Raw genomic sequence first — 17,641 nt, 5'->3', positions numbered from 1 at the left:
TCACACCGCAATGGGGATTGGCTTTGGACTTCGCTGCTATCGCTGCTAATACTGCCGACGCCGTCGGCACGGGCAGCTCACAACATTCATCCGCCCGTCGTGGCGACTTTGGTGGCCACTTCGCCGCCGCGCTGAACCGCACTTTCTCGCAATACCGGACGCGCCTGCGTCGCGCGCTCGGGCTGTTGGTGCTGCTTGGCTTCGGTGCGCTCGCCGGTTGCCAGACCACGCCGGTGCACGGCCTGACGCCTGAGCAGATCGCAGCGCTCAAGTCGGAGGGCTTCACGCAGACGGACGAAGGCTGGGAGTTCGGGCTGTCGGATACGGTGCTCTTCGACACCGACAAGTTCGTGGTGCGCGACCCTGCGCGCGAGACGGTCACACGCATCGGGCACACGCTGGTGAAGGTCGGACTCGACGCCGTTCGCGTCTACGGTTACACCGACTCGGTCGGCAGCGACACATACAACGAGCAGCTTTCGGCGCGCCGTGCCGACGCCGTGGCCGGTGTGCTGGCCGAGGCGGGCGTCAGGCGCGCAGGCATCCAGACGATCGGGGCGGGCAAGCGTAATCCGGTCGCCGATAACAGCACCCTGGCAGGACGTGCGCAGAACCGGCGCGTCGCCATCGTGATCTCGACGCGCTGACTTGCCAACGGCCGCAATCAGGCACAATGGCGGTTGCTGCCTGAATCCCCCATGTTGGCCTACGCTGTTTTCATGCTCCCGACGTTGTCTACGTTTACGAACGACCGGTTTCCCGCTGCCGAGGGCTCGCCCCGAATGCAACGCGCCATACGCGTCGCGCTGACCGTGTTCGCGACCACTCTCGCCGGTGTGTGCGCGACGGCATTTGCGCAGAGTGCATCGAATGCGCCGAACGCACGCGTCGGGGCTTGGGCGACGGCGCCGCAAGCCGTCGCGCAGCATCCGGCTGCGCCTTCGTTCAACCGGGCACCGGCCGCAGGCGGGCGCACCGTTCGCCAGATCGTTTATCCGACGCTGTCCGGCAACGATGTCCGCGTGCGGTTCTCGAACGCCTACGGCACACAACCTCTGATCATCGAACGCGCAAGCCTTGCCGTGTCCACACGCGGTGCGGCCATCGACGCGGGCACGGTGCGAGGTCTGACGTTCGGCGGGCAAGCGTCGGCGCGCATTGCGCCGGGCGCATCGCTCGAAAGCGACCCGTTGCCGTTCACCGTGCGCGCCGGAACGCCGCTGGCCATCAGTCTCTTCACACCAGCATCCAGGACACCCACCACGTGGCACAAGATCGCGCAGCAAACTGCCTTTCTGAGCGGCGCGGGGGACTTCGTCGATAACGCGCAGGCGGCGTCGTTCCCCGCGCGGTTCACGAATACGTTGTGGTTGGCCGGATTGAGCGTCGTGCCGGATGCGCCGTCGCACGCCGTCGTCGCCATTGGCGATTCGATCACGGACGGCATGCGCAGCACGCTGAACGCCAATCGTCGCTGGCCGGATGCGTTGGCGCGTCGTCTGGAAGCCGCCGGGCGACGCGATATCGCCGTGCTCAATCTTGGCATCAGCGGCAATCGTCTGCTGCACGACTCGGCCTGCTACGGCGAGCGACTGGTGACGCGCTTTCGTCGCGATGCGCTGGAGCAACCCGGCGTGACGACGGTCGTCGTGCAGATCGGTATCAACGACATCAATTTCGGTTACATGCCGCCGCACGGCGGGCTCGATTGCGACGTGCCGCATGTGATCGTGAGCGCGCCCGAGATGATCGCGGGCTATCAGTCGCTGATTGCGGCGGCGCACGCCCGTAATGTGCGCATCCTCGGCACCACGATACCGCCGGGCAAACTGCCGCCCGAGCGCGAAGCCGTGCGTGAGGCCGTCAATCAATGGGTACGTACCAGCGGCGCTTTCGATGGTGTGATCGATTTCGACGCGGCATTGCGCGATCCGTCGCAACCGACACGTATGCTGCCGCGTCTCGATAGCGGCGACGGCACGCATCCGAGCGACGCCGGTTACGCCGCGATGGCGGACGCCGTGTCGCTGCCGCTGATTCTTGGTAGCGGTGCGAAGACGCAATCGTCCGGCGCTGCGCGCTGACGTCTGTCAGCGCACTACCGTCGCGATCAACGCTCGCGTTTCACACCGACCCTCACCTGTTGCAGTCGGCTGACGTCCGGCGACTGCAGCCATTCCGGATGCGCGAGGCAGTGGCGGAACATCGCCGTCGCATCGTCCCCCCAATACAACGATCCGTCATAAGCAAACGTCGGCACGCCGAACACCCCGGCGGCAATCGCCCCTTCGGTGTTCTCGCGAAGCGCCGCTTTGACCTCGGGCGATTCCGCACGCGCAAGCGCGTCGTCGGCCGACAGGCCCAGACGCTCGCTCAGATCGGCCCAGCCCTGCGGGTCGGTCACGTCGCGCCCCTGCGCCCAGATGAAGCGGAAGATCGTGCGCACGACATCGTGCGTCGCCCCCAACGCCACTGCCAGACGCAACACGCGAACCGGATGGAACGGGTGCACCGGCGGCATCCGGTACGCAATGCCGTCCTGCTCGGCGCGAAACTGCGCCATGCGATAGGTAAAGATGCGCTTGTGCGGCGTTTCGGCCGGTCCCTGCGTCTGTAAGTGCACGAGGATGGCGCCCAGCACGATGGGTTTGAGTTCGATGTCGAGCGTGCGCGGCAGCGTATCGAAGCGCTCGAATTGCAGGTACGCGAACGGGGAAGCGAAGTCGAAATACCACTGGGCGTGACGGGCGCGAGGGGCGTGAGGGGCATGAGGCGCATGAGGGGCGGGGGTGTCGGCAGTCTGCGACATGGGGTGCGGTCTCCTGTAGAAATTTTTCTCGGTGCGTCCGACTTGACGCTCCGGACAGTGTAGCGGGAGCGCGCGTACGACGCTAAAACCCTCATGGAATCAGCGGCTTATCATCGCTCAGAAGATTCATCGGAAATTTGGATGTTTTGTATCCGATATAACGATTTTCATTATTGTGGCGGAGTTTTTAGACTGGCACTCATTCGCAAGGAGTGCCCGACATGACAACAAAAACCCACGCTGCAACGTCCGCTTCGGCCAGCCGTCACGACACGCTGGTGCCGGATCGGCACAATCCCTGGGCGGGCCTCGTTCTCTGCACGGCGATTGCGTTCGTGGCGTTGTTGCTGGGGCGTCAGATGCCGCTCGTTGGCGGTCCGGTGTTCGGTATTCTGCTTGGCATTTTCGTGCGCAATATCTTCGCCCCGGGCGCGCGTTACGAGTCCGGCATCAAGTTCGCAGCGAAGTACGTGCTTCAGTGGTCGATCATCGCGCTCGGCTTCGGTCTCTCCCTGTCGCAGGTGGCGCATACGGGGCTCGAATCGCTCGCCGTGACTGCTGTGACGATCACCGCAGCCGGTCTGTCGGCCTGGGGGCTGGGCCGAGTGCTGGGCGTGCCCGACAAGCTCAAGCTGCTTATCGGCGTGGGCACGGCCATTTGCGGCGGTTCGGCGATTGCCGCCGTCACACCCATCGTGAAGCCGGACGATCACGAAACGGCGTTCGCGATCTCGACCATCTTCCTGTTCAATATCGCCGCCGTGCTGCTGTTCCCGGTGCTCGGTCACGCGCTGCATCTCTCGGATCTGGGCTTCGGCATGTGGGCTGGCACGGCGATCAACGACACGTCGTCGGTGGTGGCGGCCGGTTACAGCTATAGCAAGGAGGCTGGCGACTACGCCACGATCGTCAAGCTGACCCGTGCCACGCTGATCATCCCGATCTGTCTGACGCTGGCCGCTATCGTGGCTTATCGCGCCAAGCGCGCCGGTGCCGGTAACTTCAGCCTCGCCCGCATCTTCCCGTGGTTCATTCTCGGCTTTCTGATCGCCTCGGGCATCCGCACGGCAGGCCTCGTGCCTGCGGCGCTGCAACCGTGGATTCACGACGCTGCCGAATTCCTGATCGTCGTGGCGCTCACCGCTATCGGCCTGTCGTCGAATCTGCGCCGCATGGCCTCGACCGGCGCGCGTCCGATCCTGCTCGGACTGGGTGTCTGGGTGGCGGTGTCGGTGAGCAGCCTCGTCGTGCAACTGACGATGGGGCAACTCTGAGGGCGAGGGAAGGATGACGCCCCGACCCTAGGGCAGACCCGGCGGGCAAGCCGGGTTTCGTCGCCTAGAATGCAATCACGGACGGCCGCCGGTCGTCCGTGATTGCATTTTCGGGAGGCCGTTATGTCAAGCTCATTCGGCGAGATCTGGTACACCGTCGGCGCACTCGTGGTGATCGCCGTGCTTGCGGGCATGGTGTGGGAGATGGGTGTCTGGTGGACACGTCACCCGGACAGTCCAGCGGTGAAGCGTCTCGAGCACGCGTGGGCGCGCATCCGTCACCCTCGGCACTGATTCACGGTTTAACGGTGCTTTCGCGAGGCCGGACGCCTTAGTCCAGCTTCAGATGTTGCGGGACATCGGCGTCCCAGCGCGCGAGGTCTTCGAGCGGGTAGGGCTTGCCGCCGTGCAGCGCGCGTTTGATGCGGCTCTTGCCGCTGGGCGTCGGTACGTTCGGCAGTGCCGCGCCTGCGGGTGTGCCCGCGAGATCGAGATAGTCGCGCTTGAACTCGGCCTGCGTCATCCCCCACTTCATCAGGAATTCGCGACTGCCGCGATTCTTCACCACGCGTCCGGTCGAGCGGCAACCGAAGTGATAGACCACGCTCTTGCCGACGATACGGAACGTCCGGCAGCCCACCAGCCAGAGCTTCATCAGGAAGTCGTCGTCGCTGCTCATGCCGGGGCCGAACTCGATGCTGTAGCCACCCACCAGGTGCCATAGCGCGCGGCTCACGAGCGTGGGCTGCGTCGGCACGCCATTCACGTCACTGCGTCCCAGCGAGGCGGCGAACGCGAGCATCCCGGCTTCGTCGAACGTCTCCGGTGTGGTGCCGAAATCCTTCGAAACAACCTGCTTGCTGACCCCGGCATTGGGCTCGACCATGACCGACGAGAGGTAATAGATCGGCGTACCGAGTGCCTGGAGCGCGCGAGCGGCATCGATGAGCGCGGTGTCCCAGCCGGGTGTGACGAACATGTCGTCGTTCAGGAACAGCAACTGATCGTGCGACGCGAGCGGCGCGAGCTGATTGAGCGCGAGGCAAACGCCCACGTTGCCGCTGCTGTGCGTGTGACGCAAGCCCTGCGCACGCACCCATTCGAGCGTGCCGTCGCTGCCGTCGTTGACGTGCACGAGAATCTCGTGCGCCTCGCCGGAGTGTCGGCGAACGCTATCGATACACAGCTTGAGGAACGGCAGGTTGTTCCAGGTGGGGATCAGGATGCTTAGCATGAGGGAACAGCGCTATCGCTCTGCAACGGGCGATTTGTCGTCTGAGGAGCCGACAGGATAGGCGAACGCGGCAAACAGAGCCAGCATCGTTGCATAAAAGGCGACCGTCACCTTGAGGTTGAAGGTCTCCACGGTCAGTCCGAAGACGGCGAAGGCGACAGCCGTCATCAATCCCATCAACGCCGCACGATTCTTGATGTGGTTGTGTTCCAATTGCGCCGAGCGCACGAAGAAGATGGCCGGGCCAACATAGACGCCGAGAATGCACAGCAGGCCAAGCAATCCGTAATCGACGAAATAGGCGAGGATCTGATTGTGCACCTCGCCCTTGCCAAGGTCGGCGGCCAGCGGCGTCAACTCACCGGATGCCGCCATGGCGGGCATTGCATCGCGATATCCATGCGCGCCGAGGCCGAGCAACGGGTGCTTACCGATGAGTTTGCCTGCGACCTTCCACAATTCGACTCGGATGCCGGTCGAGGTGTTGGGGTTGCCTGCGGAGAGATTGATCAGATCCGACCGGATCATTTCGAAGCGTTCGCGCACGACATGGGAGCTGAACGTGGCGGCCAGCAGCACGGCGACGACGACGCCGATCGCGCCGCGCCGTGCGGCGCTCAGCTGCTGATTGCGCCACAGCAGCCAGACGACCAGCAGAATGGGCAGCACGATCCAGCCCCCGCGGGACTGGCTGGCCCACGACGCGTAGCACCCGGCAGCAGCGCCTAGCAGCTTGAACGCGACGGTCCATGCCCTATCGCGTGACAGCCAGTGAATCGACACGACGGACAGCGTACCCAGCAGGACGGCGATGTCGCCGAAGTGGATCGGATTCAGGAAGGAGCTTTCGGCGCGGGCGGCGAGAATATCCGCAGTCGAATACAAGGCCATGAAGGCTGCAGCGAACGCGCCGGTGGCGAACGATAGATCGGTCCACTTCGGCATGACGTCGACGATCCGGCGCAGCCCGAAGAACACGAAGGTCGCCAGCAGGAAGCGCAGCGGGGAGTCGAGTGTGTTCGCGACAATCCGGCCATGCAGAATTTCGACGAGCAGAATCGCGAAAAACGGCAGCACCAGCGAAATAAGCAGCAGACGGACGTGGGGCCGTTCGCGGACGAGCCTGTAGATTTCACCCCGTTCACGGCCAGTGAAAAGGACGATGGCGCCGAGGGCCACCGTCAGGAACATCGCCGTATTCCCGCCGCGGGGGACGACCAGGGATACGGCTGGGAACAGCATGATCAGCGTGCCGAAAATATTGGCAAAAAGGTGCCGACGGGTCATCGGTGCCGGCGCGGCGGACTTACTCATTGGTTACCAGGCAGACTGCGGGAATTTACTAGGCACGAAGTATGCCAGAAATGCCCGCAGCGCCACGGTTTCCGTCAACGCCACGCAACGTTCAACACATCGATCTGCTCAAATTGCACATTTACAGGTTCATCGCGCCCAGAACGCCGCACAAATGCAAGGCCACGTGCGTCCAGGCCGCTTCGTCGTAGTTCTCACCGTCGCGTGCCAGTTGTTGCGCCTCGTGAAAGGTGCGCCAGATCGCTGCGGCGCTCGACGGTGTGCCGCCTGCCAGTTGATACTGCCGTTGCAGCGCTTCGGCCAGCCAGGGCTGGTCCTGTGCGCAGGCCTCGGCGTACGCTTCGACGGCAACGCGGGCGTAAGGGTCGTCGGCCGGATCGAGAACGACCGGCTCGCGTGCACGTGCGGACGAGGACGAATGGGCCGAGGACGGCATGGCAGCCAGGGCGTGCCGCTCGGCGGCGCTGTGACGGGTGTGGTGATGTTTCATGGTCTCGTCTCGTTGGCCGCGCCAGGAGCACTGGCGCGGAATCACCTACGTGGACTCAGTCGTTTTCCATATTGCGGATAAACAGCATGGCCGCGTGCTTGGCCTGATCGATGCTCGAATACGTTCGGCCATCCATCGGCCAGATGTCGACCAGCACCGCATAGCTGCCGGGATGTTCGGCCTGCATGATGCGGATGTAATGCTGCCGGAACACGCACCGGGCGAGTTCCACTGTCGGATGCGGTCGGCGGAAGTGGGCGCTTGACATGACAGTCTCCAGAGATTTGGCCCTCCGGCCTCGACGGGCCGTTGCAACAGACTCAGCAAATCCCGTGCCAATGCTCTTGATGCCATTAACTGCTTGATTTGTAAGGAGTGTAGGCGAGCGCGTCACACGCCGATATCAAAAAACGTTACGGAAACGAAACACGCCAGGAACGCGCTGCCGTAACAGTGGCCAGCGTGACTCAGCCCGCAGTGGACGAGGGATGCCGAACGTGAGTTGCGTTTCATACGTTTAATACGTAGGTCGACGTCGTTTGTGTTCCCGCTAAAATGGGCATTTACCCACGATATTTGCGTAGGCAAGTCGTTACGTCTACGTGCCTGTGCCGCATGAATCTGCGTTTTCTGGAAACCTTCGTCTGGCTCGCCAAGCTGCGCAATTTCCGGCTGACGGCCGAACGTCTGCACACGACGCAGGCGGGCGTATCGAGCCGGATCGCGTCGCTGGAGCAGAGCTTTGGCGTGCGTCTGTTCGACCGGAGCGCGCGCGAGGTCACGCTCACTGCCGCAGGTCAGAAAGCGTTGGCGTATGCCGAGCGCATCGTCATGCTGGGGCAGGAGATGAAGCGGGAGCTGACCGATCCGGACATGCCGCCGGGCGTGCTCAAAATCGGCGTCGTCGAATCCATCGTGCACAGCTGGTTTCCGGATCTGGCGGCACGTATTCACCGCGAATATCCGCAACTCGAAATCGAGGTCACGAGCGAGACGACCATCAATCTGTGCAAGCAGCTCGAGGCGGGCACGCTCGATCTCGTATTGCAGACGGACATGCAACACGGTGCGGGCGTGGAAAACCTGCCGCTGGCCGAATTCCCGATGCGCTGGGTCGCGAGTCCCAAGCTCAATCTGGAGGGCGAAACGCTCGACGTGGCCGAACTGGCCGCGTATCCGTTGGTGAGCTTCTCGCGCAATTCGGGGCCGCACAAGACGCTGGAGCGCATGTTCTCGGTCGCCGCCGAACGGCCGGTGCGGGTGAACTGCATGACGTCGGTCGCGGCGATCATCCGGCTGGTGGCCGACGGGTTCGGGGTGGCGATGCTGCCGCCCGCCATCATTCAACGCGAACTAGGCGAGCACAGCCTGCATCTGCTGCGCGTGAACGCCAATTTTCCCAATCTGCCGCTGGTCGGCTCGTTTCGCACGGGCGCGCTGCTCGCCGAGAACGTCGCGCGTCTGGCGCAGCGCACGGCCAGCGAGTTCGCCCTGAACATGGGGCCGGATATCGCGATTCCCCCCGCCGCCGCCATGACCGCCCCGACATGGGGCGCGACCGACGCCTGAGCCACCCGGGCACAACGCGGCCTAATGCGGCGCAAAGGCGCGCGAAGGCCCGCCTGGCAAGCGTTTGGGGTCGGTCATAAGAATTTGCTGTTGCCGCGAATTTGATTTCTTGTTGGACGCTCCCTCCATCGTTTTGCACACTCAAATGGACGGTCGGCCTCATGCGTGCTGATGCTTAGCGGCGCACGCCGGCCGGCCCCCGATTGTCGACACCGATGGATGCCTCATGACTGTGAATACCCCGCGCGCCCAACTCTGTATCTGGACGAATATCGATCCGGCCTTCGAAACCGATTTCAATCGCTGGTACGACCGCGAACACATGCAGGAGCGCGTCGCGATTCCTGGCTTCCAGTTCGCGCGTCGCTTCAAGGCGCTGCATGACAGCGCACGTCCGTACCTCGCGCTGTACTGCACGCAGAACGCAGCCGTGTTCACCAGCGAGCCGTATGCGCAGGCTTTCAATCATCAGACGGAATGGTCGCTGCGCAACTTCGCGCGCATGCAGGGCACGCAACGCCGCGTCGGCACGCTCGATGTGGAAGCGGGTGAAGGTCAGGGCGGCATGCTCGCTGCGTTCGTGTTGACGGAAGCGGCCGTGACGCAGGCGCGCCCGCGCCTCGACGCCCAACTGACCGAAATCGCGCAGGGCGATGGCATCGTGCGCGCCACGCTCCAGGTCACCGTGCCCACGCTCTCCGTTTCGCTCACGGCGAAGGACGCCGCGCAGCCGCCGGCCGACGCCGTCGTGCTCATCGAAGGCACCGATCCGGACGCCGTCCGTATCGCCGCCGAAACGCTGGCGGCGAGTTATGGCCTGCCCGCAACCGACGTGACCTGCTTCGCCATGCTGTGGCGTCTCGGTGCGAGCGACGACTGACGTCGCGCCCTTCGTTTTCTTCGTTCTCTTCTCTTTGCTCCCCTCTCATGGCGTCGGCCTACCCGGCTGAGCCTGCGCCCCCCGGAGACATCCATGACAACGTATTCCAACACCCGGAACACCCGGGACACCGGCACCGCATCAGGGGCCGCCGCCGCGCCCGCTAAACAGGGCGCGAACAAGGGGCGGCTGGCCACGGCCAGCATGGTCGGCACCACGCTTGAGTGGTACGACTTCACGGTCTACAACACGCTTGCCGCGCTCGTTTTCAACCATCTGTTCTTCCCGTCGATGGACCCGCTCGCGGGCACCATTCTCGCGTTGTCGACGTACGCCGTCGGCTACGTCTCGCGCCCGCTGGGGGGCTTCGTGTTCGGCAACCTCGGCGACAAGATCGGGCGACGCGCCGTGCTGGTGCTCACGCTCGTCGTGATGGGCCTGACCACGGGCCTGATGGGCTTGCTGCCGACCTATGCCTCGATCGGCATCTGGAGCCCGGTGCTGCTCGTCGCATTGCGTTTCGTGCAGGGAGTGGCGCTGGGCGGCGAATGGGCGGGTGCGGTGCTGCTCTCGGTCGAGCATGGCGATCAGCGCAAGCGTGGGCTGAACGCGTCGTGGACGCAGGTCGGGCCGTCGTTCGGCACGTTGCTCGCGACCGGTCTGATCGCGCTCATCACGCTGTCGATCTCGCCGGACGAGTTCCTGGCCTGGGGCTGGCGCGTGCCGTTCCTGCTGAGCCTCGTGCTCGTGGCGTTCGGTCTTTGGGTGCGTCGCGGGGTGGAAGAGACACCGATGTTCGAAGAGATGCAGCATTCGGACCGTCAGGCGGAAATGCCGATTGCGGACGTCTTCCGCAAGCACTGGCGCAACCTGCTGGTCGCGGGTGGGTCGCGTATCGGCTCAGACGTACTCTACGCCCTGATGGTCGTCTTCACGCTGACGTATGTGACCGGCACGCTGCACCTGTCGCGTCCGCTGGCGCTCACGGCGGTGCTCGTCGGCACCGCATTCAATGCGTTGACGGTGCCGCTGTTCGGTGCGCTTTCCGACAAGCTGGGCCGCCGCCCGGTGTATGGCTTTGGCGTGCTGTGCGCGGTAATCTGGGCCTATGGCTTCTTCGTGTTGCTCGACACGTCGAGCCCGGCGCCGATCGTGCTGTCCGTGGTCATCGGTCTCGTGATCCACGCGATCATGTACGGCCCGCAGGCGGCCTTCGTCACAGAGCAGTTCCCGACGCGCGTGCGCTATGCCGGGTCGTCGCTGGCCTACACGCTGGCGGGCATTCTGGGCGGTGGCTTCGCGCCGCTGATCATCGTGACGCTCTACAAGGAATACGGCACGACGCTGTCGGTGTCGCTGTACGTGACGGCGGCGCTCGCGATCACGGCCATCGCGTTGTTCGCGGCGAAGGAGACGGCTCACAAGCCGCTACGTGACTGAGGTAACCGACGTCAGATAAACCGCGCCGGATAAACGACGGTAGATAAACGACGGCACGCTCTCGGGCGTGCCGTTGTCGTTTGGGGCGTCTTCATGCGGCGTCGTTATCGGCAACGCGCTGCGTGACTGCGTCACTGCGTCGGCGCGCACAACTCGGTGAGACTGGCGAGATCGCCACGCTGTGCGAGTTGATGGACGTGACGGGCGAAGACGTCGTACTGCGGGGCCTGTGTGCCGAGATCGCGCGACCAGTCCATCAGATCGGTAATCGCCCCCAGTGCGATCAACTGACGGGCTTCCGCCAGCCGCTCGCGCGGCGGACGCACCAAGGCGTGCGCCTGTTCCACTTCGCCGGTGGGTGCCTCGACACGCTGCAGGTCGAGCAGACGCGCCAGCGTGTTGCGCAGATCCGCCAGTTCGACGGGCTTGAGCAGACACGCGTCGTAGCCGCGCTCGCTGCCTTCCCCTTCGCTGCCAGCGCCCGCGACCACCTGCGGCGACGCGCAGACGGCCAGCACCGGCACATCGGGCCAGTGGCGGCGTGTGGCGCGTGCCACCGCCAGCCCGTCGGCATTGGGCATCATGTGGTCCGTCAGCACGAGGTCCGGTTGCGGCGCTTTGGCATTGCCCAGCGCGGCGATGAGCGCCAGGCCGTCGCCGAAGGTGCTCACGGTGAAGCCCAGGCTAGCCAGTTCGTCATGCAGGAATTGACGGATTTCGGGGGAGTCTTCGGCAAGCCAGATGTGATACCCCGTGCCGTCGAGCGGCGGTAAGGCGTGCGTGGGCCCTGCGAACGATTGCGGCACGAGATCCGCTTCGCGCGCCACGCGCAGCGGTAGCGTAAATGTCACCTTCGTGCCGACGTCGGGCTGGCTGTCGATCACGATCGTGCCGTCCATGCGCTCGACCCATTGCCTGACGATGGCGAGTCCCAGCCCCACCCCGGGCAGGCGCCGCGCGCGGTCGAGCCGGGCGAACGGTTCGAACACACGCGGCAGGTCCTCCCTTGCGATGCCGCAGCCGGAGTCCTCCACGCCGAAGCTCACATGCACGATGTCCGCGCGGGTTGCATCGGGGGCGGCGGACAACGACAACGTGATCGTGCCGTCGGAGGTGTACTTCGCCGCGTTATCGAGCAGATTGCCGAGCACCTGACGCACCCGCTTGGCGTCGAAGGCGAGCAGCGGCGGCAGCGGCGCACGCACGTCGAGCAGGAAGGCATTGTCGTGCTTGCGCGCGAGGCTCATGCCTTCGTGCGCCATCCCGTCGACGAACGCGTGCGTGTAGACGGGGGCGACGTGCAGGGCGTCGGCCGCGCCGCCGCCCGCGTATTCGATCAGGTCGTTGACCATCGCGAGCATGTGATGCGCGCTGCGACGGATGATGCGGCCCCGGTCGGCGTCTTCGCGTCCACCCGACTGCACCAGATCGGCAAACCCGATGATCGACGTGAGCGGCGTGCGCAGATCGTGGCTGATGCGCGCGAGGAAGTCGCTCTTTGCGCTGTTGGCTTCGTCGGCAGCGATGAGCGCGGCTTGCAACTCGCGCGTGCGGGTGTCGACGGCGTTGGCCAGCCGCACCTGTTCTTCGCGGCGCGTTTGCAGCACCTCGCGCTGCGCGGCGCGTTGCTCGCGCACGAGTTCGCGCGAGCGTCCGGCTACGATGAGGGTCAGCATCAGCAGCGCGGAGATGTTGGTGCTCCACGCCATCGCCGTGTCGGCGAGCCAATCCTCCGGCAGCAGGCCGTAGATGATCGCCAGCCGCCAGAACAGGACGAAACAGCCCGGCGAAAACGAGAGCAGGCTCAGGCGTGCGTTGCTGTACCCGCGCCGCCAGCCATCGACCAGCGAGACGACCCAGATGACGTTGAATACGGTGATTAGCCGCAAATGCGTGAGTGCTGCCACTCGGTGGTCGCCGAACAGCACCCACAGCGCCATGACACTCATGATGCCGATCATCGCGCGATATAACCAGCGCCACAGCGTCAGACGGTCCAGGCAGGCGAAGATCATCAGCATTGCGGTGAACGCGCCTGCGGTCAGCGTCGAGAAGAAGCTCGGCGCGCGAACGATGAAGTCTCCCCCCTGCGGCAGGAAGTAGCGATACAGGAAGCCCTGGAACGCCATGTCTTGCGCCACCTGAGTGACGGTGGTGAGCGCGAGCAGGACAAATACCGGGTCGCGACGGGCGACGCCAAGCACCAGGGCATAGAGCCCGATGGAGAGCATCGAGCCCGCAAGCAGCATGGCGATCATGGCATTGCGCGATTCGGACTGACGGAAGTCGTCCGGCTTCCAGAATTTCGGCACGATGCTCACCGACGAGCGCGTCTCGATGCGCAGGAGGAACGTGAGTCGTTCACCCGGCAGGAGCGTGACGGGGAAGACCGACGTTTCGGACGCGACAGGGTGCTGGTCGAGTGGCACGGTGTGGCCGGCGCGCCATGCATCGGTGGGCTGGGTCGTACCGAACGGCATCGCGTAGAAGCGAACGTCCTCCAGCCGCACGATGCCCACGCTCAGCCAGCGCGTGACGGGTTCGCCGCTGGGCTTCGAGACGTTACCCGTCAGCCAGAACGCTGAGCGGCTGTAACCCGCATTAAGCATGCTTGGCACGACGTTACGCCAGCCGGGTGCGGCGAGTGCCTGCGTTGCGTCGAGGCTGTGCGTGGGATCTTCGAGCAAGCGTAACTGCGTGTCGAGCTTGAGGGGCGAGGGGGCTTCGGAAAGATTGATGAACGACGGGGCTGTATTGGGTGCGGCGGCCGTCGGTGTGGCCGCCACCGCAACGCGCGGCAGACACAGCATGGCGACCAGCGCGACGAATGCGACGCATGCGGCGAAGGCTGGGAAGGCGACGAGCGCAACGAGTGCGAGTGCAGGGGGCGTCGACGATGCAGTGAAGGTCCGGCGCATGTCATGCGCCGATAAACCCGATGGCGCAGCGCTCATGATTTCGTGGGCGACTGCGGATCGTCGTGGGCGAGATACGTCTGGGCGCCCTGTTCGCGGAACCCGCTGGGCGGCATGCCGAAGCGCTCGCGAAAGGCGGTGGCGAAGTTGGCGGCGCTGGCGAAACCCACGGCGCTCGCAATGTCCTGCACGTCGAGCGACGTCTCGGAGAGCAGACGTCGGGCCTCTTTCATGCGTTCTTCACGCAGGAAGTCGAACACCGTCACGCCGACACAGCGGCGGAACGCGAGATTGAGACGGCGTGTGTTGGTGCCGACCGCGCTCGCCAGACCGGCCAGTTCGGGCGTCGTGCCAAGCGCGTCGAGCAGCAGTGCACGCGTGGCGCGAAACAGCACCGCGTCCAGCGTGTGGGCCTGCACGGGCAGCGGCGTGTGCTTGTCGGTGTCGGTCGCAGTGGTGACGGTGGCCGTCGGCGCTGCGCCATGGGCGGACGCAGACGGCGTCGTTTTCAGATGGATCGACAGCCGCAGCCGGACTTCTTCGAAATCGTACGGTTTGGTCACGTAATCGACCGCGCCGGCCGACAGGCCCGCGACGCGCTCGCCGGGCAAGGCGGCGGCCGTCAGAAAGATGAGCGGGATGTGCCGGGTGCCGGGGTCGGCCTTGAGCAGGCGGCACGCGCCGAGGCCGTCGCACACGGGCATGCGGATGTCCATGAGGATCAGGTCGGGCTGCACGGTGCGGGCTTTGGTGTACCCGTCGCGTCCGTCTTGTGCGATATAGACCCGGCAGCCTTGCTGGCTGAGGAAGTCCATCAGCAGCATGCGGTCTTCCTGATTGTCGTCGACGACGAGCACGCGCACACCCGACAACTGACGGGCATGCGGCGACGCAGGCCATGCGCCGCTCTGACGTGGCGCTGCCGTCGCCACAGCAGCCGGCGTGGCGGAAGTGGCTGGCGTGGCAGACGACTGCGGGGGCAGGTGACGATCGCTCATGATGGTCGCCATTCTTCCACATTCGTCTGGTTGCGCCGCATGGACACGGGGCGAATATCGGCGCGCGGGAAATAAATTTCCGCCGGGCAAACGAGAGATGCCGTCGGGCAAAGGTGAAGTCATGGCGCGCCGTACCGGCTCAGGTAAGGTCAACCGTCGGGTTCGCAGCGGCGGACGACCGGCGTGTAGGTGATCGGGGGGTCGTCTGCCGTCGGCGTGTGTCGCAGGGCGAGCCCGGCCCCCCCGGGGGGGGCCGGTGCAGGTCTCGGAGGCTTACTCCGGGGCCGTCCAGACCACGTTCGCGCCGACCGAGCACAGATTCTCTACGAAGCGCGGGTGAGCGCGGCGGATCGGCTGTGCGTTCTTGATGGTCGACTGACCGTCGATGCTCGCGGCCACCATCAGCAAGGCAATCGCCACGCGAATGATGTACGGGCTTTCCACGATGGCGGGCGACAGCGGCACGCCGCCGAACGTGATCAGCCGGTGCGGGTCGGACTGGAACACGTGCGCGCCGAACTTCGACAGCTCCGTCGACCAGCCCATCGCGCCGTCATACACCTTGTTCCAGAACATGGCGCTGCCTTCGGCCTTCACGCCCAGGGCGATGAAGATCGGCAGCAGATCCACCGGGAAGTACGGCCACGGGGCCGCTTCTACCTTCGTCAGAATGTTCTGCGTGAAGGGTGTCTGCACCTTGAGCTTGCCTTGCGCCGTGGCCGTCGACCAGCCGTCGCGGTGCTCGACCTTGATGCCGAACTTCGCAAACGTGCGGTCGATCAACGGGAACTGGTCGGGCGCCGTGTTTTTGACCGTGATCTCACCGCCGGTAATCGCGCCGAGCGCGAGGAACGTGGTGATTTCGTGGAAGTCCTCGGCGAAGCGGAATTCCCCGCCGCCGAAACGCTCGACGCCTTCAATCGCCAACTGCGACGTACCGACGCCTTCGATGGGCACGCCCAGCATCTGCATGAAGCGGCAGAACTCCTGCACGTGCGGCTCGGACGCTGCGTTGTTCAGTTGCGAGCGACCCTTCGCAGTGGCGGCGCACAGCACGAAGTTCTCGGTGGTCGTCACCGAAGCGTAGTCGAGCCAATGATGGATCGCGGGGCGGGCGTCGTCGGCATGAATCAGCAGCGAGCCGGCGGTGCGCTCGACGCGTCCACCAAAATGGCGCAGCACTTCGATGTGCGGATCGATCTCGCGCACGCCGAGCGTGCAGCCCTTGATGTTGTCCTCGATGCGTGCGACGCCGAAACGCGCGAGCAGCGGCGGCACCAGCATGATCGACGAGCGCATCTCTTCGGGCAGATGGTCGGTGCGCGGATCGAACTTCGTATTCCGATGGTGGACGTAGAGAATGCCGGCGTCGAAATCGACGCTCACATCGCTGCCGAGCTGACGAAAGATATCGAGAATCTTGCGAACGTCGGTGATCTCGGGCACCCCGATCAGGCGCACGGGCTGATCGGTCAGCAGCGTGGCGCACAGCACCGGGAGAACGGCATTCTTGTTCGCGGAGGGCGTGATGCGGCCGCGTAGCGGCTGGCCGCCGTGGACTACCAGATGGGACATGGGCTTCCTTCGGGCTTGGTGCCTTAGTACGTTCGAGCGGGGGGCGAAACTGGCAGACGAGCCGCAGGCCCGTCGGGATCAGGCGCAATATACCCCTGAATCACACGTGTGTGCCACGCGACCCCCAAAGGCGTGGTGGGATTGCCGCGCTGTCCCGAGTCCCTTGACGGGGAACGTTGTCGGTGTCGGGGACGCCTTGGTTTTATGCCGGTCAGGACGCCGCACCCGCGAACGCCTCGGCGAAGATCGCGCGGAAGTCCGGTGTCTCGGCGGCAGCGGCCCGCGTGAGCACCCGCGCTTCGAGTTCGTCGAGGTGCGCGGTGGCGAGCGAAATGGCCGCCTGCGTCTTGCCGTCGCGCAACTGGCCGACGAGCTGCGCGTGTTCGGTGGGCGCGCAATGCATGAATTCCGCCGGGTCGTACAGCGCCTTGTACAACTCCGTCTTGGCGACGAGCTGCTGCGCGAAGGCATCGAGTTCCGCGCTGTCGGCCATGCCGATCAACTTCAGATGAAACTCGCCCGCGAGGCGGATCGAGCGCTCATGCGTGCCGTCGGCGTGCGAGTGCGCTTCGGTATCGACGTGGGCGTCGAGCACCGCGAGCTGGGCGTCGCTCAACCGCCCGCAGATGCTTGCGATCACGCCGGTTTCCAGCACGCGTCGCGCCCGGTAGGTCTGACGGATGTCGTCGAGCGAGGGCTGCGGCACGAATGCGCCGCGATTGGGTTCGAGCACCAGCTTGCCCTCGAAGCCGAGCCGCGCGAGCACCTTGCGCACTGCGCCGCGCGTGCAATCGAGCGCCTGCGCCAGATTGCGTTCGCGCAGCGGCATCCCCGGCCGGAGTTTGCCCGAGAGCAATGCTTGCGAAATCGCCGCGTACACGCGCGCCTCGATCTGTTGTCCTGCGCTGCCCGGCGCGCCTTCTTCCTCGACGTAGACCGCTGCCGGGGCCGTGACAGGGGCGGCCTGAGCGCGAGGGACGTCGACAGACGCGGCGGACGAGGGCGGTGCTGCGGTGCGGCTCAAGCCTGATCTCCTGAAATTTGGTGCTTCGCATGAAAGTGCGCGGGCGTGGAGCGAATTGTACCTGCCGCCCCGGGGCGTCCGATATGGCGTGACATCGCACGTCGACATCCACCTTCCCA

At 64.9% G+C, this 17,641-nt stretch carries 16 protein-coding genes; 7 read left to right on the top strand and 9 right to left on the bottom strand.

The window, feature by feature from the left end:
* Nucleotides 1–23: 23 nt before the first annotated feature.
* Together yfiB and MB84_RS20665 are read left to right on the top strand one after the other, a co-directional pair.
* A complete protein-coding gene (gene yfiB / locus MB84_RS20670; RefSeq protein WP_342672616.1) occupies nt 24–647 on the top strand; it encodes an outer membrane lipoprotein YfiB in 624 nt (207 codons plus the stop codon).
* 135 nt (nt 648–782) lie between these two features.
* Entirely contained in the window at nt 783–2,084 is a 1,302-nt protein-coding gene (locus MB84_RS20665) for an SGNH/GDSL hydrolase family protein (RefSeq protein ID WP_084010073.1), read from the top strand.
* A gap of 26 nt (nt 2,085–2,110) precedes the next feature.
* Here MB84_RS20665 and MB84_RS20660 read toward each other — a convergent pair whose 3' ends face one another.
* Entirely contained in the window at nt 2,111–2,809 is a 699-nt protein-coding gene (locus MB84_RS20660; protein ID WP_046289709.1) for a 2-hydroxychromene-2-carboxylate isomerase, read from the bottom strand.
* A gap of 221 nt (nt 2,810–3,030) precedes the next feature.
* Here MB84_RS20660 and MB84_RS20655 point away from each other — a divergent pair, with 221 nt between their 5' ends.
* Entirely contained in the window at nt 3,031–4,083 is a 1,053-nt protein-coding gene (locus MB84_RS20655; RefSeq protein WP_084010072.1) for a YeiH family protein, read from the top strand.
* A gap of 123 nt (nt 4,084–4,206) precedes the next feature.
* Nucleotides 4,207–4,377: a hypothetical protein gene (locus MB84_RS30030; protein WP_157122800.1), complete on the top strand. Its 171-nt coding sequence runs from the start codon at nt 4,207–4,209 to the stop codon at nt 4,375–4,377.
* A 37-nt stretch (nt 4,378–4,414) separates the two neighbouring features.
* Here MB84_RS30030 and MB84_RS20650 read toward each other — a convergent pair whose 3' ends face one another.
* The 4 genes from MB84_RS20650 to MB84_RS30025 all read right to left on the bottom strand — a co-directional run bounded on the left by MB84_RS20650 (nt 4,415) and on the right by MB84_RS30025 (nt 7,389).
* Nucleotides 4,415–5,317 (bottom strand): glycosyltransferase family 2 protein, encoded by a 903-nt coding sequence (locus MB84_RS20650; RefSeq protein ID WP_046289708.1) that lies wholly within the window; start codon nt 5,315–5,317, stop codon nt 4,415–4,417.
* Nucleotides 5,318–5,329: 12 nt separating this feature from the next.
* Nucleotides 5,330–6,631 (bottom strand): O-antigen ligase family protein, encoded by a 1,302-nt coding sequence (locus MB84_RS20645; RefSeq protein ID WP_052652628.1) that lies wholly within the window; start codon nt 6,629–6,631, stop codon nt 5,330–5,332.
* 121 nt (nt 6,632–6,752) lie between these two features.
* Nucleotides 6,753–7,121 (bottom strand): hypothetical protein, encoded by a 369-nt coding sequence (locus MB84_RS20640; protein WP_052652626.1) that lies wholly within the window; start codon nt 7,119–7,121, stop codon nt 6,753–6,755.
* 55 nt (nt 7,122–7,176) lie between these two features.
* The gene (locus MB84_RS30025) at nt 7,177–7,389 is read right to left on the bottom strand and encodes a hypothetical protein (protein ID WP_039392977.1); all 213 of its coding nucleotides are present in this window, start codon (nt 7,387–7,389) and stop codon (nt 7,177–7,179) included.
* A 347-nt stretch (nt 7,390–7,736) separates the two neighbouring features.
* Between MB84_RS30025 and MB84_RS20635 the strand changes: the two genes are divergently transcribed.
* From MB84_RS20635 to MB84_RS20625, 3 genes are all read left to right on the top strand, one after another.
* Complete coding sequence (locus tag MB84_RS20635; RefSeq protein WP_046289707.1) at nt 7,737–8,690, top strand: LysR family transcriptional regulator; 954 nt, start codon at nt 7,737–7,739, stop codon at nt 8,688–8,690.
* A gap of 226 nt (nt 8,691–8,916) precedes the next feature.
* The gene (locus tag MB84_RS20630; RefSeq protein ID WP_046289706.1) at nt 8,917–9,570 is read left to right on the top strand and encodes a DUF4286 family protein; all 654 of its coding nucleotides are present in this window, start codon (nt 8,917–8,919) and stop codon (nt 9,568–9,570) included.
* Nucleotides 9,571–9,663: 93 nt separating this feature from the next.
* Nucleotides 9,664–11,010: an MFS transporter gene (locus tag MB84_RS20625; RefSeq protein WP_084009903.1), complete on the top strand. Its 1,347-nt coding sequence runs from the start codon at nt 9,664–9,666 to the stop codon at nt 11,008–11,010.
* A 131-nt stretch (nt 11,011–11,141) separates the two neighbouring features.
* Here MB84_RS20625 and MB84_RS20620 read toward each other — a convergent pair whose 3' ends face one another.
* From MB84_RS20620 to MB84_RS20605, 4 genes are all read right to left on the bottom strand, one after another.
* Nucleotides 11,142–13,964 carry a hybrid sensor histidine kinase/response regulator gene (locus MB84_RS20620; RefSeq protein ID WP_052652624.1) on the bottom strand — a complete coding sequence of 941 codons (2,823 nt, stop codon included), beginning with the start codon at nt 13,962–13,964 and terminating at the stop codon, nt 11,142–11,144.
* Nucleotides 13,961–14,749, bottom strand: coding sequence for a response regulator transcription factor (locus tag MB84_RS20615; protein WP_245725582.1), 789 nt, complete (start codon nt 14,747–14,749; stop codon nt 13,961–13,963). The genes MB84_RS20620 and MB84_RS20615 overlap by 4 nt, the downstream gene beginning before the upstream one ends.
* Before the next feature lie 447 nt (nt 14,750–15,196).
* Entirely contained in the window at nt 15,197–16,498 is a 1,302-nt protein-coding gene (locus tag MB84_RS20610) for a UDP-N-acetylglucosamine 1-carboxyvinyltransferase (RefSeq protein WP_046289705.1), read from the bottom strand.
* Between the two features lie 211 nt (nt 16,499–16,709).
* Nucleotides 16,710–17,522 (bottom strand): GntR family transcriptional regulator, encoded by an 813-nt coding sequence (locus MB84_RS20605; protein ID WP_245725423.1) that lies wholly within the window; start codon nt 17,520–17,522, stop codon nt 16,710–16,712.
* Between the last annotated feature and the right edge of the window lie 119 nt (nt 17,523–17,641).

It is taken from the genome of Pandoraea oxalativorans, assembly GCF_000972785.3.
Taxonomy (GTDB): Bacteria; Pseudomonadota; Gammaproteobacteria; order Burkholderiales; family Burkholderiaceae; genus Pandoraea; species Pandoraea oxalativorans.
This window is presented reverse-complemented; position numbering and strand designations above follow the sequence as displayed.

What these genes read in the sequence shown, in the direction of transcription:
- MB84_RS20665 (WP_084010073.1), top strand. Translation starts at nt 783, where the DNA reads ATGCAACGCGCCATACGCGTCGCGCTGACCGTGTTCGCGACCACTCTC.
- MB84_RS20660 (WP_046289709.1), bottom strand. Translation starts at nt 2,809, where the DNA reads ATGTCGCAGACTGCCGACACCCCCGCCCCTCATGCGCCTCATGCCCCT.
- MB84_RS20655 (WP_084010072.1), top strand. Translation starts at nt 3,031, where the DNA reads ATGACAACAAAAACCCACGCTGCAACGTCCGCTTCGGCCAGCCGTCAC.
- MB84_RS30030 (WP_157122800.1), top strand. Translation starts at nt 4,207, where the DNA reads ATGTCAAGCTCATTCGGCGAGATCTGGTACACCGTCGGCGCACTCGTG.
- MB84_RS20650 (WP_046289708.1), bottom strand. Translation starts at nt 5,317, where the DNA reads ATGCTAAGCATCCTGATCCCCACCTGGAACAACCTGCCGTTCCTCAAG.
- MB84_RS20645 (WP_052652628.1), bottom strand. Translation starts at nt 6,631, where the DNA reads ATGAGTAAGTCCGCCGCGCCGGCACCGATGACCCGTCGGCACCTTTTT.
- MB84_RS20640 (WP_052652626.1), bottom strand. Translation starts at nt 7,121, where the DNA reads ATGAAACATCACCACACCCGTCACAGCGCCGCCGAGCGGCACGCCCTG.
- MB84_RS30025 (WP_039392977.1), bottom strand. Translation starts at nt 7,389, where the DNA reads ATGTCAAGCGCCCACTTCCGCCGACCGCATCCGACAGTGGAACTCGCC.
- MB84_RS20635 (WP_046289707.1), top strand. Translation starts at nt 7,737, where the DNA reads ATGAATCTGCGTTTTCTGGAAACCTTCGTCTGGCTCGCCAAGCTGCGC.
- MB84_RS20630 (WP_046289706.1), top strand. Translation starts at nt 8,917, where the DNA reads ATGACTGTGAATACCCCGCGCGCCCAACTCTGTATCTGGACGAATATC.
- MB84_RS20625 (WP_084009903.1), top strand. Translation starts at nt 9,664, where the DNA reads ATGACAACGTATTCCAACACCCGGAACACCCGGGACACCGGCACCGCA.
- MB84_RS20620 (WP_052652624.1), bottom strand. Translation starts at nt 13,964, where the DNA reads ATGAGCGCTGCGCCATCGGGTTTATCGGCGCATGACATGCGCCGGACC.
- MB84_RS20615 (WP_245725582.1), bottom strand. Translation starts at nt 14,749, where the DNA reads ATGCTGCTGATGGACTTCCTCAGCCAGCAAGGCTGCCGGGTCTATATC.
- MB84_RS20610 (WP_046289705.1), bottom strand. Translation starts at nt 16,498, where the DNA reads ATGTCCCATCTGGTAGTCCACGGCGGCCAGCCGCTACGCGGCCGCATC.